The organism is Fuchsiella alkaliacetigena, assembly GCF_023227765.1.
GTDB lineage: Bacteria > Bacillota > Halanaerobiia > Halobacteroidales > Acetohalobiaceae > Fuchsiella > Fuchsiella alkaliacetigena.
Genome location: NZ_JALKBZ010000002.1, coordinates 87712 through 101109 on the forward strand (window position 1 = coordinate 87712; position 13398 = coordinate 101109).

The following is a 13398-nucleotide window of genomic DNA, read 5'->3' on the forward strand; positions in this document are numbered from 1 at the left end:
CAAATATTATAAATAAAATAAATAAGTGAGGGGTATAAATACTAATACAATTAACAGTAAATTACCCCAAATAGCTCTGCCAACATCGCCAAAGGTCCAGAACACATTTGAAGCAATCTGAACACCATCAGCAAAGTACTGCATAGCCGTAGTCTCAGCAATGAAAGGAGAACCAAGAACTACACCGGTTAAAATCATAATCTCTGCAGAGACCTGCTTATACTTAGCCAGAGCCAATATATTAAAGTAGAAATTAAGGCCCAAACAAAGGCCAGGAGATCCCAGTGGGTTTTTAAGTATATTCTGCATTATTGCTCCCCAAACCGAAAGTCCGGCCCCGCCAGCAATAGCAGTCAGAATTCTGGGCAAGCGGATATTCTAGATTATAGTATTAGCACTTCCTAGCTGACTTCCTACAAGTACCTTAGCAACATCCATTACTGGTGCCTTAAATATCCCTACAACTACTGAGTAGATAGCTAAGACTATTAGTAGAATAATCAATACAACTCCAAATAATACCTTCCTGCCTATCGACTCTTCATACTGCACGGTTTTATTAAGTATGTAAAAGTATTCTTTCCAGAAAAATATAAACTAGACTAGCGCTCCGTTCTAACCCACCCTCTTTAGAAATAGATTATAGAAAAATTTTGATACTAAAGGAATTAAACCAATAGCAAGTAAAGATAGCATAACCTGCGTAGATAGTAGATCTGATAATTCACTGATCTCAGTTATTTGATTCCCGGCATTGGTAAAGATCAAAATGCCAGGTAATTGACCTATAAAACTTACCCAGTAATAGGTAGTCGCTTTAATAGAAGTAATACCAAAGAAAGAATTAATAACAAAAGAAGGTGTGATTTCAGTTATTCTAAGCAAAAACAATAGACTTGCTCCATACTCCTGTGAGATCTGCTCAATTAAGCTAAAATAATCTTCAAATGATTTTTTGACCCAATTTCGAAATGCATATCGACTCAATAAAAAGCCAACTAAAACTCCAAGGCTAACAGATAATGTAACAAGAATAGACCCTAACCAAAAATCAAAGATAGCTCCAGCAACAATGGTTAATACACCACTACCTGGAATTGAAATTACTGCAAAGAAAAAACGAATCAAAAAGAAAATTAATAGTGTTAATAAAAAATAATTATCAGTATAAAAATGTAATCTCTGCAAATTGTTCTGAAACCAACTTAAGTTAATAGAGATATCAGAAAGAAAAGTATAAAATATGGCTGTAAGAAGCAACAAAGAAATAAATTGAGCAATTCTCTTTCTGTTAAAATCAGAATAAGCAATTATTTTTTTGCTAAATCCAGAGTAAACTTTCTCCACTAGAATACACCTACCTTTAATGGCCTAAATAGATCAATATAGACTTGATTAAAAAATCAAAAAACCTGTCTTCGATGAATAGAAGACAGGACTCAGTAATTAAGTATAATGCTAAAACTCCTCAACTTACCTACCTCTCTTGCCATCGAAGCAACAGCAGGTTAAATAATTAGGCAGGTCTCCTGACTTCTGGCTTTAAGGACTTTACCTTCCCTGAATACTAAGATATCCAAGTGGCTTAGCAAGTCTACTCTTTTGCCAGTTACAGTGGCGGGCCCGTTCAGGATTTACACCTGATTCCCTATTCTCCCCTGGCCATAGCCAGAGGCACCTAACTATTAACGATATTAAATTTTTAAATAAATCAACTTAATCTTAAAATAAATACTTCTATAAACAATAACTAAATCCTTCTTTGTATTAATAAAAATAACTAGAATTATAAATTAATATTATTGTCGATTTTCCACATAATATATCTGTAGAGAAAAGAAAGGAGGATATACTAACATGTCTTGCAATGATATCAAGTGTGCTGTAAGCAACTGCAAACACTGGGAACAACAGCACTGTACAGCTTCAGGAATAGAAGTTAATGTTGACGGCGGTGGTCAAAGCGCCCAAAACCAAGAGAAAACAAACTGTAGTACCTTTGAAACTGAATAGTTAAGCCATTAGTTTAAAGGCCACAGCTTAATTGTGGCCTTTACTAGCTTCAATATAAAAAATCTCAATCCTTAATAATAAAAGATTGGAACAACCAATTAAGTTATTAAGTCTTAAAAAAAATATAAGTTCCAAAGTTGAAGACTAAATTAATTTAACTCCTTGTTCATCAAATTTATCCAAAAGCCTATCGTTTAAAATCTTAATATGAGTTCCTTTAGCTCCTAAAGAACGAGACTCTACAACTCCAGCACTTTCAAATTTTCGCAAAGCATTAACTATCACTGACCTAGTAATTCCAGCTTCATCAGCAACTTTACTAGCTACTACTATCCCCTCTTCATCATCTAATTCAGCAAAAATATGTTCAATCGCCTCCAGTTCAGAATAAGATAGACTTTCTAAGGCTACCTTAACGCTTACCTCTTTACGAGCCTCAGCTTCCAATTTATCATTTTTTACTCTCAAAATCTCCATCCCTACTGTTAAAGCTCCATACTCAGCTAAAATTAAATCATTAGAATCAAACTTCTCGCTAAATCTAGCTAATAATAAAGTACCTAATCTCTCCCCAACAGCATTAATAGGAATAATAGTAGTTATTTTATGTGTAAACTGACATCCTTCTCCCAGTTCAAAAACACAATCAGCAGATGTCTGTTCAAAATTAGCTTTAGTCTCATCGATTGAAAGCAACATCTGATTATATTTTTCCGGAAATATCCCCGGCTCAACAACTTCATCCAACATTATTTCACATTCAAAGTTTTCTAATAACCGATAACCAAGTAAACTCCCTTGATTATTTATTATATACACATTAGCTTTAATAGAGCTATTAAGTATTCTAGCCACATCTGTAAAATCAACAAACTGTTCAGCTGACTTTTGAATAGATCTATTAATCTTTCTAGTTTCTGCTAATATAGCTTCCATTTCCATAGTTATCGTCCTTCCTCTTAAAAACAATTTATTATTTAGTTATTCTAGTTTTTAGTTTAAATTAATTATCAAAAGCTAAAAAATCTCAATCAAATCTAGATTGAGTCCCTAAATTAGCTTTTATCTTTACTTTTTACAACTGATTTGCAAACTTTCTAATTATTTCATTCTATAAATTAAAGTTAAACTCCTTCTTTTTTTATAAAAAACCATAACATCGTAACTATACAATTACTCCGGCTGCTTATAAACTCGCCAAGTAGGATAAGCAAAATCAATATCTCTTTCTTCTGCAAACCTATCTAAAATTCCTTCATTTAATTGATTTTGTATCACTCTTCGTCGACGTACAGAAGTTAAATATCTTAAAGTGATCTCCACCCCACTATCTTTAATATCGGTATAGGTAATTGGTGATAATTTGCTGTATCTAATCATATACCGCCGCGCCATCTTCTTAATCTCCTGTCTAGCCTTTTCTTGAATAGACTCACACTCTTTCAGGGCCATATTCAAAACTATCTGTTTAGCCTTTTTCCAATCACTTTCAAAGGTAACTAAAAAATGCATTTCATTCCAAATATAAGGGAATCCATCAGTATAATTATAAGCCGGCCTCTTAAAAATAGTACTATTAGGAATATGGACTAATCTACCAGTACTCTGATCACTCTCTACCCAGTTACCTACCTCCAATAAGGTAGTATAAAAAACACGCACATCGATCACATCACCGCAGACATCGCCCCATTCTATACGATCACCCAAATCAAAAGGACGACGAATCAACACCAATACCCAACCAGCAATATTAATTATCACTTCATGTAAAGCTAAAGCTACACCAGCCGAAATAAAACCTAAATAAGTAACAAAGTTAGCCGTCTGCTCTAACCAAATCAAAGCCAACACAATCAAAGCTAGTCCTGTAGTAACATAATAAATATAACGCCGAGTTCGATGACGTTTTTTGAGATTTTCTATTTTAATATTAATAAACCTTACAATTCCAAAAGCTAAAAGATAAGCTAAAAATATAACTATAGCTGAAAATGCTAGCTTTTGGATAAAAGGATTATTCCAATCAAATAAGCTTAAAATTTCGCTGATATCCAACTAAACTTTCTCTCCTTCCGCTACTAAGCTATCCTGTGTCTGCAAAAACTCCATAAACTCTTCCTGCTGATCAGAAATAAACTCATGAATTAAGTATTCAGGCTTTAGCATTTGCAACAACTCTGCAGGTGATACCTCAGTAAAAGGCAGATGTTGATCAGACTTAGTAATAAACTCCCGCACTAATTCTTCCTTTTCCGCTAAGCTATCGCTATCCTTAAACTGCTGATAAATCTTCTCTCTATGTTGATATCTATAAGAACCTGATAACGACTTATGAAGATGAACCCCGTAAATAAAGTCCCATATTTTAGGCAAACTTTGCAAAATAGAGTTCAGATAATCTAAAGCCTGCTTTTCATTATTCAGCCTTAAACTAGTATTCATTAAGTGACCTGTATCCAAAAGTAAGCCTACCTCTTCATAATTCACTTGCTTTAAAAAGTCAAGTGTATCTTCTTGACTTAAAAAAGTTAAACCACTCCACCAAAGATTTTCAAATAATAGCTTGAAATTCAAATCTAAATCTTTAATGATATCATTTATCACTTCAGCTACTGATTCTAATACCTCTCGGTCATTGTAGTTAAACTGTTGAGTAAATATCTCAGCAGGAGTTACACTGCTAGCATGAAAAACTACATAATCAACTTGCAGTTGTCTAGCTAAATCCAGCTGCTGTCGATAGGTTTCTCTTACTTCCTCCAGCTCTATATTAGAAACTAGGCCTTCATTTAAAGGAAGCCAGTCCAAATAATAGGCTAAATGCATCCCTACTATTAATTCTTGCGGAAGCTCTTTTATATCCTCAAGCTCTTTTAGTCCAGAAGCCGATAGTTCCACTCCAGCAAAACCATGCTCATCACAAAAATCGATTACCTGCTGCCAATCATTATCAAACCATTCTAAGCTATAAATACTAAAATTAAAGAGTTTTTTCACTATAAATTCACATCCTCAACTTATATTTTAATTCTAAAGAACTAACTGTATAACCAATCCTTTAACTCCTTATGCTGCTCAATACTATCAAAATCAAAATCCAAGCCATATTTATTTCCTTGAGACCAAGTTACCTTAGCAGTCAGTTGAGTCCAAGTCAAAGAAGCAAAGCTAAAATCAAGTACTATTTTGGAGGTCCTTATTTTATTATAACTAATTAACAAAGCTCCTATAGCACTCAGATTTTTAATTATTCCTTCATACTCAGTTGAATCCACAAAGTAACTTGTCTCTTTATTTATTTCTATTCTTTCAAATCTCCTTCTTTCAATATGCAAAACATCACCTTGTAGCTCACCCAAAGAGTTAATCCCGTGCTTAGTTTCTACTTTATTGGTAATTTTAAGCGGTAAATGATAAACTCCTCTCTCAACTCTAAAAATTAAAACAAATATCTGATCTTCCATAAGTAAATCCATTAAGTCAGCTTTGGGGTTAGGAAATTTCAACTTTAATAAGTTCTCTTCTACAACCTCCACAACCCTAACGGTATATAGCTTGCCCTTTATTCTCATATCTGTATTTTGCTTGTTAAATTGATCAACAAAGTCTGCTAGCTGAAAATCTTTAACTAATCTAGTATACATTTCTTCTCCCCCAATTATAACTAAAATAAACCTCCATTTACAGGTTTATTTCTATAAACCTAAATTTATTCCTGCTTAATCTAAGTAGCTTTTCAGAATCTTTCTAGCAATAAAAAAGACCTTGACCTGTTTAAAGCAGATCAAAGCCTTAAAGATATTCCCAGAATTTATATTTTAATTGGCTAATTTTCCTAAATAATTAAGGGGTTTATCTATAGTTTTTTCTAGCTTATCTAATTTATTAGCTGGCAGAGTAATCAATAAAACTGTAGCCGGGCCCGCTGACTTCTCTAAATCCAGCTTAAGCTCTGCTTTCAACTCCAAACGAAGCTGATTTAACTTTGCTAACAGCTCTGCTTCGTACTTTATTCCTTTAGAACCTACTGGTAAAATATCCTGAACATAGTCTAGACTCAATAACTGCTGCAAAACTTCCAAATCAGCCATTACCTCTTTAGCTGTTAAAACTTCCTTAGCAACCTTAGGTAAACCTACCGCTACTAAAGCAGCTCCCGCAGCAGAGCTAGCCAAACGCAGTTCCTCTTTTTTAGCCACTCCAATTACCGTAATTCCTACTCCAGTCTGTATAGTAGCTACATTTTCTTCGGTACTACCATTCAAAAGCTGCTCTATATCTACATCTAAAAGCTTTACTTCTTCTTCAATTCCCGCAATTATGCTCTGTCCGGTAGGATCTTTCTCCACACAAAGTGTATTAATTACAGAAATCGGTCGGGCCCGAACTGCTAAGACTTCCATCAAAGCTACTCGTACAGCTAGTTTACCTACTAGTTCTCCTTCTACCCGAAGAGCATCACCCTCTTTAGGACCAATTCCACCTAAAGAATCACAGGCTACTACTAATCTATTTTCTTTATTCAATTCAATTAAAGAAATATCTCTATTCACAACTATCACCTCTTAAGAAGCTCTTTCAAAAATTCGATAAATTAAAATAGCAATCAAAATATTAACTGTAGAAGCTACCAAGAGCATCGGCGTCAAGCCTACAAAAAGTCCCATTCCTAACCAAGGAATCAGCAAAGCACTGATGATAACTCCATTAACCAAAGTACCTACTACCGCTGCTGCTATTAAATTAAACTGTTTAGCTAAGAAAGCAAATAATAATCCACAACCGCCCATCATAATAGCAATGGGAATATGAATAGGACCTAGCGGAAAACCTGCCTTAAGCGAAGAAACTACGTGTCCTACTCCCAGCACAATTGCCCCTTCAACACCCCCAGCAAAAAGAGCTAAAAAGTAACCAGGCGCCGAATCCAACCCTACAGTACCAGTGGGGCTAGGGAGAGGAATCAAGCCTCCTACTGCTCCTAAAGCTATGAATAAAGCCATTCTAACCAACCTCTTCACGTGCCAAAACTCCTTTTCTTCAGCTTCAATCTCAATACTCATTTTTAAACTCTCCTTTATAAGTTATTTTTACCTATATTATTTGCCTTTACCTGAGCCTCTTCAAAGGTAGCCATCTCACTGATAATCCTAGTAGCCGCTTCTACTAGCTCCATACCTAAGACAGCTCCTGTTCCTTCACCTAAACGCATATCCAGATTCAACATCGGCTCTAAACCTAAGAGATCATAAATCTTCAAATGTCCCGGCTCTACCGACTGGTGAGAAGAAATAAGATACTTAACAACCTGCGGCTCCAAGCTTTGAGCAATTAAACCCGCAGCTCCAGAGATCAAACCATCTACCATCACTGGCACTCTATTAGCAGCAGCTCCTAACATCACTCCCGCCATTCCTCCTATTTCTAAACCACCGACTTTAGCTAAAACATCAATTCCGTCGTCAGCTTGAGGCTGATTTAACTCTATCGACTGAGCTATCAGCTCCTTCTTTTTTGCTAACTGTTCTTCGCTAATCCCAGTTCCATAGCCTACTACTTCATCTAGAGAATAGTCAGTCATCACCGCTAAAATAGCACTACTAGGAGTAGTATTGCCAATCCCCATCTCTCCCGTACCTATTAAGTTAGCTCCTTGAGCAATTAAGTCCTCAGCAACTTCAATACCTGCTTCTATGCTGGCTATAGCCTCTTTTTTACTCATAGCCGGGCCCAGAGCCAAGTTATCAGTCCCAGATTTAATCTTCTTCACTAGCAACCCCTCAGCCTCTATTTCACTAGCTACACCAATATCCACTATCTTAACCTCAGCTCCTACTTGCTGGGCCAGCACATTAATAGCTGCTCCTTCATTTAAGAAATTATAAACCATCTGCGTAGTCACTTCTTGGGGAACAGTGCTCACTCCTTCAGCTACCACTCCGTGATCTCCGGCCATTACTACGTGTACTTTTTGATCTACTTTAGGGTATATCTCTCCGTTTATTCCTGCTAACTTAATAGCTATATCCTCCAACTTACCTAAACTTCCGGGAGGCTTGGTTAAAGAATCCAACCTCTCCTGAGCCTTTGTCATTAATCCTTGATCCAAGTCCTCAATTTTCTCTACTGTGCTTTTTAATAGTTCCATTTTTATCAACTCCTATATTGATTTTGACTTTGAACTTTATCTATCCTCTATCCTTTATCATTTATTTACATCACCTTATCAATTTCCATTTTCGCTCCTTTATAAGCCTTCACCTTCTCGCCATTAATAGCCAACCTAGCCTGTTCAGCCCAGTCCTGCTTAACTCTAGCTTGAGCCAACTGCCTGTCCAAATTGCTAGCTGTAGCTCCCCGCTTAGCTATATCACCAGCGTGAGTGGCTATCCGTGCTGCCACAACCCCCCGCTTTACATCCTCTTTATTAGGTAATCCTAAATGTTCCGCTGGAGTTACATAGCAGACAAAATCAGCTCCGGCCCAAGTCGCCTTAGCTCCGCCAATAGCTGCCACAATATGATCATAACCAGCCGCTATATCGCTAACTAACATTCCTAAGATGAAAAAGGGAGCTTCATGACAGAGTTCCTTTTGTAGTTGAATAGTGCTATCTATCTGCTCTAAAGGAACATGGCCCGGGCCCTCTACCATCACCTGCACTCCCGCTTGACGAGCTTTTTGTACTAGTTCCCCGGTTACTAGCAGACCTTGTACCTGGGCCCGATCCAGAGAATCCACTATAGCCCCCGGTCGAATTCCATCACCTAAACTCAAAGTTACATCGTACTTTTTAGCTATCTCCAACACCCGCTGATAATCAGTATACAGCGGATTTTCCTGCTGATTATGTAGCATCCAGCCCGTTAAAAATCCCCCGCCACGGCTTACTATATCGGTAACTCTGCCTTCCTCTTTCAATCTGGACAGTACTTCGAGGGTCATTCCACAATGAATGGCCATAAAGTCCACCCCGGCCTGAGCCTGTCTTTCAATCTCTGCAAAGATATCTTCAGCCTCCATCTCCACTACTGAACCCTGCTCTTCAATACTCCTAATTCCTGCTTGGTAAATAGGCACAGTACCTACTGGCACTGGAGATATCTCCAAAGTATTCTCTCTTATTTTATCAATATCACCCCCAGTACTCAAATCCATAATAGCATCAGCTCCAGCCTCTAAAGCAGCCGCTAACTTCTCCTTCTCTCTTTCCGGATCAGGATAGTCCATAGCCGAACCCATACTAGCATTAACTTTAGTTCTCAAACCACTGCCAATCCCCATATAATTCTCTCGTTTTCTATTTTTATTGGCTGGAATCACTACTTGCCCCCGAACTACTTTATCTCTAATTACTTTCGGTTCTAAATCTTCATTTGCAGCTACTATTTCCATCTCTTTAGTAATAATCCCCTGCTTTGCTTTACTTAGTTGAGTCATTTTATCCACTCCTTAATTAAGGTATTGATCTACTACTTTAATAGCACAGTACTCTCCACACATAGCACAGCCTTCACTATCTAAGTTCCGCTCTTCTCTAAACATGCGGGCCCGTTTAGGATTTAAAGCTAAATTCAATTCCTGCTCCCAATCCAAATTCTTTCTAGCCCTAGCCATCTCTTCTTCTTGTTGCCAAGCCTGTTCATTTCCTTTACTTAAATCACCAACTTGGGCTGCAATTCGCGAGGCCATAACTCCCGCTTCTATATCTTCTGTAGTAGGAAAGTCCAAATGCTCCACTGGAGTTACATAACATAAAAAGTCAGCTCCAGCTGCCGCAGCTACTGCTCCCCCTATAGCGGAATTAATATGATCTTCACCAGTAGCTAGATCTGTTACCAAAGGCCCGAATACAAAGTAAGGTGCTTCATGACAGAGCTCCTTTTGCAGTTGTACCGTACTCTTAATCTGATCTAGAGGCACGTGTCCGGGCCCTTTAACCATCATCTGCACTCCCGCTTCTCGACCTCGCTTAACTAACTCTCCTAAGACCACTAACTCCTGAACTTGGGCCCGATCCAAAGAATCAACTATAGCTCCCGGCCTAAAGGTATCAGCCAAGCTAATAGTTACGTGATGCTCCCTAGCCAGTTCCAACAATCGATCATAATACTCATAAAAAGGATTTTCCGCCTCATTTTCCAGCATCCAAGCAGTTAAAATCTGTCCTCCTTGACTAACCAAACCTTCAACTCGGCCTTCAAACTCCAACTTATCCAAAATACTTAACTGTAAGCCAGCGTGAATACCTAACATATCAACTCCATCAACTATATGTCGCTCTACTACTGCAAAGATATCCTCCACAGTCATCTCCAACCAAGAACCCCTTTTCTCTTCAGCCTCTTTAGCTGCCTGATAGATAGGCAAAGTACCTACTGGTAGTTCAGTTTCAGCTAAAATTTGCTGACGCATGGAGTCGATATCCCCATCTTTACTTAAGTCCATAATCATGTCACTACCTAGCTCTTCAGCCAACTCTACCTTCTTCAACTCCTCAGTTTGATTAGTGTAATCCTCATAAAGACCTACGCTAGTACTCACCTTAGTTCGCAACCCCTTACCAAAACCATAACTTAACCCAGAATCACGATGCTTATTCTTAGGAATCACTACTCTTCCTGCTGCTACTTCCTCTCTAATCTGTTCTGCACTTACTCCTTCTGCTTTAGCTACTTCTTCCATTGCCGAAGTAATCACTCCCGCTCTAGCCTTATTTAATTGAGTCATTAGCCCATACTCCCCCTTATAATTTAATATTATCTACTTCTCTTTCTTTAATCTCCAGTTCTACTATCCGTAAATTAGTTAAATTTTCACCTCTAAATCGCTTAACCTCAATATCATCCACCTCATTAAATACTGAAGCCTTTTTAAGCGAAACAGTCTGCAGCCCTTCTTCTTTAATTCGTAAATAACCTTCATTAGCTTTTAAAGCATATAATTTAATAGTTTACACCTCCTATACCGCATTTAATAAGGTATCTAACTTAGCTACTCCCTTTTCAGGTTCAACATTCTGGGCCCTAACCCACTCCCTTAACTTATCAACAGCCTGACCTGAATCTATAATCTCACCTGCTTTATAGTATCCCTCTGCAAAGCTACTGCTATAGTCCATTAAATAAAAAATTAAAGCTGCATTAAGAGCCACAATATCCCTCCTAGCCCGCTTACCCTTTCCGCTTAATAAAGCTAAGATTCGCTGCGCCTCTTGATGACGACTCTTAGCAGGTGCAATTTCCTTTATATCTGGCTTAGCAATTCCTAAATCTTCAGGAGAAAAAGAATAAGTAACTATCTCCCCATCTGCCTTTAGTTCGGCTATAAAGTTTTGACCTAGAGTAGAAGCTTCATCCATCTCTAACTCTTCATCTCCAACCAGACCACAGACTACAATCGCCTTTTTATAGCCAATTTTCTTCATTGCCTTAGCTACCGGCAGCACCAGCTCCTTAGTATAAACTCCCCGTACCCCATACTCAGGTAAAACAGGATTAGCTAAAGAAGCAGCTATATTTAAAGTAGTCCCAAAAGAGATCTGAGATAAAATTCTACCCAAAGCCTGAGGATGCACCTGAGGACTCATGCCATTAAAGAGTCCAATTCCAGCTTCGGTTATACTATTAACTACCACTTCCGGAGTACACTCTACATCCATTCCTAACTCTTCAAGTATATCCACAGTTCCACAGACTGAGGTAATAGAGCGTGAGCCATGGCGAGCCATATTAATCCCCGCAGTAGCAGCAACTATCGCCGCAGCTGTGCTGATATTAAAAGTACTTACAGCATCCATGCCTGTCCCACAATTCTCCACTAACGATAACTCATTTTCCAACTCAACCTTTACCGTGTCCAATTCATAGATAGCCTCCCAACAACCTACTGTCTCTTCAACAGTCTCTCCCTTGGCAGTTAAAGCTGCTAAAAAAGCTCCTTGCTGCATCTCGCTTTGTTCATTCTTGAGTATTTGCGCAAAGCTAGCTTTCGCTTCCTCACGAGAGATATCCTCACCATTAATTAATCTACTAATAACTCCTCCAAAATCTTTCATCTGACTGCTCATCTCTACTATCAACTCCTCTGAAAATTACTTTCTTATAGCTTGTTGAATAATTAAATCTATCCGCTTTTAAGAATCAAAATATTCCATTCCCTTGCCGTTCAGTCGGCCTCCTTGCCTCCTTCACTCTCAAAATTAGCCCTCCCGGCGTCCGTGCCTTCGGGCTAATTTAAGAGTCGTCCATTGGAATATTTTGATTTAATGCTTATTTATTACTGGTAAAATCTTTTATTCAGCAACCTTTCTTAAATTAAGTATACTCTTTAAACCCTGTTTAGTTCTCACTTTCTCCATTGCATCCCTAATATCTTGCAAAGCGAACTCTTCAGTAATCAGCCCTTCAACCTCTAGCTTTCCATTGGCCATCATTTGCAAAGCCTTCTTATTTTGCTCTGCAGTACAGCCATAAGCTCCTACCAACATCATCTCTTGATAATGAAGCAAATTACCATCCAACTTTAAGCCAGCTCTTTCTTTAGGTAGACCAGAAAATAAGCAGACTCTCCCCCGCGGAGCTAAGAGACTTAATAAAGGATATTCTACAGCCGCTTCACCACAGGCTAGGATAATAACATCTACCCCTCGCTCTCCAGTCTCTTCAAATACAACCTCTTCCAAATCATCCTGTTCAGTATTAATTAGTCTATCTGCTCCCGTCTTTTTAGCTAACTTTAAACGTGCTGCCGATTTATCAGCCACTAATATCTGTTCAGCTCCATAACTTCTACCTAGTATGGCTTGTAAGCAGCCAATAGGGCCACTCCCAATGATTAACAGAGTATCTCCTTGATTCACTCCCACTAGCTCAAATCCATTAATACAGCAAGCAATAGGTTCAGCTAAAACTGCCTCTTTAAAAGAAACTCCAGTTGGAATCAAGTTAATAATACCCGCCTTCACTCCAGCAGCCGGAATGCTCAAAAATTCAGCAAAGCCTCCATCTCTAGTAAAACCAATAATATCAATTTCACTACAGTGATTAGTAGCACCTCTAAGACAGTATTCACACTGACCGTAGACTATCCCGGGAGCTATCTGTACTTTGTCTCCTACTTGATAAAAGCTAACCTCACTCTCCTCAATAACTCCAGTTACTTCATGGCCCAGAACCCTTGGATAAGTTAAAGCCCTATGTCCTTGATCCACCATCTTTATATCCGCTCCACAAATAGCAGCAATCTCTACTCTAACTAATACACCTCCTACTGGACAGTATGGAGTAGATATATCTTTTACAACTAAATTCCCTGGCGAATCCAATACTACTGCTTTCATCCATTATCCCCCTTTTAAACAACAAAAAAAGTCCATAACCC

The 13398-nt window shown here is 38.1% G+C and carries 15 protein-coding genes and 1 riboswitch; of the genes, 1 reads left to right on the forward strand and 14 read right to left on the reverse strand.

Annotation, left to right across the window (positions count from 1 at the left end; all coding sequences use genetic code 11):
* Nucleotides 1–6: 6 nt before the first annotated feature.
* The 3 genes from MWH30_RS01055 to MWH30_RS01060 form a co-directional block, all read right to left on the reverse strand.
* Nucleotides 7–369, reverse strand: a complete 363-nt coding sequence (locus tag MWH30_RS01055) for an iron chelate uptake ABC transporter family permease subunit (protein WP_248662197.1) — start codon at nucleotides 367–369, stop codon at nucleotides 7–9.
* Nucleotides 370–378: 9 nt separating this feature from the next.
* Nucleotides 379–504: a hypothetical protein gene (locus tag MWH30_RS13745; RefSeq protein ID WP_282706108.1), complete on the reverse strand. Its 126-nt coding sequence runs from the start codon at nucleotides 502–504 to the stop codon at nucleotides 379–381.
* A 111-nt stretch (nucleotides 505–615) separates the two neighbouring features.
* Nucleotides 616–1347, reverse strand: a complete 732-nt coding sequence (locus MWH30_RS01060; RefSeq protein ID WP_248662198.1) for a TVP38/TMEM64 family protein — start codon at nucleotides 1345–1347, stop codon at nucleotides 616–618.
* A 155-nt stretch (nucleotides 1348–1502) separates the two neighbouring features.
* Nucleotides 1503–1697, reverse strand: a riboswitch (cobalamin riboswitch).
* A gap of 160 nt (nucleotides 1698–1857) precedes the next feature.
* Here MWH30_RS01060 and MWH30_RS01065 point away from each other — a divergent pair.
* Nucleotides 1858–2013: a DUF1540 domain-containing protein gene (locus MWH30_RS01065; RefSeq protein WP_248662199.1), complete on the forward strand. Its 156-nt coding sequence runs from the start codon at nucleotides 1858–1860 to the stop codon at nucleotides 2011–2013.
* A gap of 144 nt (nucleotides 2014–2157) precedes the next feature.
* Here MWH30_RS01065 and codY read toward each other — a convergent pair whose 3' ends face one another.
* The 11 genes from codY to MWH30_RS01120 all read right to left on the reverse strand — a co-directional run bounded on the left by codY (nucleotide 2158) and on the right by MWH30_RS01120 (nucleotide 13357).
* Entirely contained in the window at nucleotides 2158–2949 is a 792-nt protein-coding gene (codY, locus tag MWH30_RS01070) for a GTP-sensing pleiotropic transcriptional regulator CodY (protein WP_248662230.1), read from the reverse strand.
* Between the two features lie 237 nt (nucleotides 2950–3186).
* Nucleotides 3187–4071: a mechanosensitive ion channel family protein gene (locus tag MWH30_RS01075; protein WP_248662200.1), complete on the reverse strand. Its 885-nt coding sequence runs from the start codon at nucleotides 4069–4071 to the stop codon at nucleotides 3187–3189.
* Nucleotides 4072–5013: a sugar phosphate isomerase/epimerase family protein gene (locus MWH30_RS01080; protein WP_248662201.1), complete on the reverse strand. Its 942-nt coding sequence runs from the start codon at nucleotides 5011–5013 to the stop codon at nucleotides 4072–4074.
* A 41-nt stretch (nucleotides 5014–5054) separates the two neighbouring features.
* Complete coding sequence (locus MWH30_RS01085) at nucleotides 5055–5660, reverse strand: PilZ domain-containing protein (RefSeq protein WP_248662202.1); 606 nt, start codon at nucleotides 5658–5660, stop codon at nucleotides 5055–5057.
* A gap of 174 nt (nucleotides 5661–5834) precedes the next feature.
* Nucleotides 5835–6569 carry an AIR synthase related protein gene (locus tag MWH30_RS01090; RefSeq protein WP_248662203.1) on the reverse strand — a complete coding sequence of 245 codons (735 nt, stop codon included), beginning with the start codon at nucleotides 6567–6569 and terminating at the stop codon, nucleotides 5835–5837.
* Nucleotides 6570–6581: 12 nt separating this feature from the next.
* Nucleotides 6582–7079: an ECF transporter S component gene (locus tag MWH30_RS01095; RefSeq protein WP_248662204.1), complete on the reverse strand. Its 498-nt coding sequence runs from the start codon at nucleotides 7077–7079 to the stop codon at nucleotides 6582–6584.
* Nucleotides 7080–7093: 14 nt separating this feature from the next.
* The gene (cobT, locus tag MWH30_RS01100; RefSeq protein WP_248662205.1) at nucleotides 7094–8164 is read right to left on the reverse strand and encodes a nicotinate-nucleotide--dimethylbenzimidazole phosphoribosyltransferase; all 1071 of its coding nucleotides are present in this window, start codon (nucleotides 8162–8164) and stop codon (nucleotides 7094–7096) included.
* A gap of 65 nt (nucleotides 8165–8229) precedes the next feature.
* Complete coding sequence (gene thiC, locus MWH30_RS01105) at nucleotides 8230–9456, reverse strand: phosphomethylpyrimidine synthase ThiC (RefSeq protein WP_248662206.1); 1227 nt, start codon at nucleotides 9454–9456, stop codon at nucleotides 8230–8232.
* Between the two features lie 12 nt (nucleotides 9457–9468).
* Nucleotides 9469–10746: a phosphomethylpyrimidine synthase ThiC gene (thiC, locus tag MWH30_RS01110; protein ID WP_248662207.1), complete on the reverse strand. Its 1278-nt coding sequence runs from the start codon at nucleotides 10744–10746 to the stop codon at nucleotides 9469–9471.
* Between the two features lie 232 nt (nucleotides 10747–10978).
* Complete coding sequence (gene trpD, locus MWH30_RS01115; protein WP_248662208.1) at nucleotides 10979–12085, reverse strand: anthranilate phosphoribosyltransferase; 1107 nt, start codon at nucleotides 12083–12085, stop codon at nucleotides 10979–10981.
* A 225-nt stretch (nucleotides 12086–12310) separates the two neighbouring features.
* Nucleotides 12311–13357 carry an alcohol dehydrogenase catalytic domain-containing protein gene (locus MWH30_RS01120; protein WP_248662209.1) on the reverse strand — a complete coding sequence of 349 codons (1047 nt, stop codon included), beginning with the start codon at nucleotides 13355–13357 and terminating at the stop codon, nucleotides 12311–12313.
* Nucleotides 13358–13398 lie beyond the last annotated feature (41 nt).

Bases quoted from the DNA above. Each gene is read 5' to 3' on its own strand.
- MWH30_RS01065 (WP_248662199.1), top strand. From the start codon at position 1,858: ATGTCTTGCAATGATATCAAGTGTGCTGTAAGCAACTGCAAACACTGG.
- codY (WP_248662230.1), bottom strand. From the start codon at position 2,949: ATGGAAGCTATATTAGCAGAAACTAGAAAGATTAATAGATCTATTCAA.
- MWH30_RS01085 (WP_248662202.1), bottom strand. From the start codon at position 5,660: ATGTATACTAGATTAGTTAAAGATTTTCAGCTAGCAGACTTTGTTGAT.
- MWH30_RS01095 (WP_248662204.1), bottom strand. From the start codon at position 7,079: ATGAGTATTGAGATTGAAGCTGAAGAAAAGGAGTTTTGGCACGTGAAG.
- cobT (WP_248662205.1), bottom strand. From the start codon at position 8,164: ATGGAACTATTAAAAAGCACAGTAGAGAAAATTGAGGACTTGGATCAA.
- thiC (WP_248662206.1), bottom strand. From the start codon at position 9,456: ATGACTCAACTAAGTAAAGCAAAGCAGGGGATTATTACTAAAGAGATG.
- thiC (WP_248662207.1), bottom strand. From the start codon at position 10,746: ATGACTCAATTAAATAAGGCTAGAGCGGGAGTGATTACTTCGGCAATG.
- trpD (WP_248662208.1), bottom strand. From the start codon at position 12,085: ATGAGCAGTCAGATGAAAGATTTTGGAGGAGTTATTAGTAGATTAATT.
- MWH30_RS01120 (WP_248662209.1), bottom strand. From the start codon at position 13,357: ATGAAAGCAGTAGTATTGGATTCGCCAGGGAATTTAGTTGTAAAAGAT.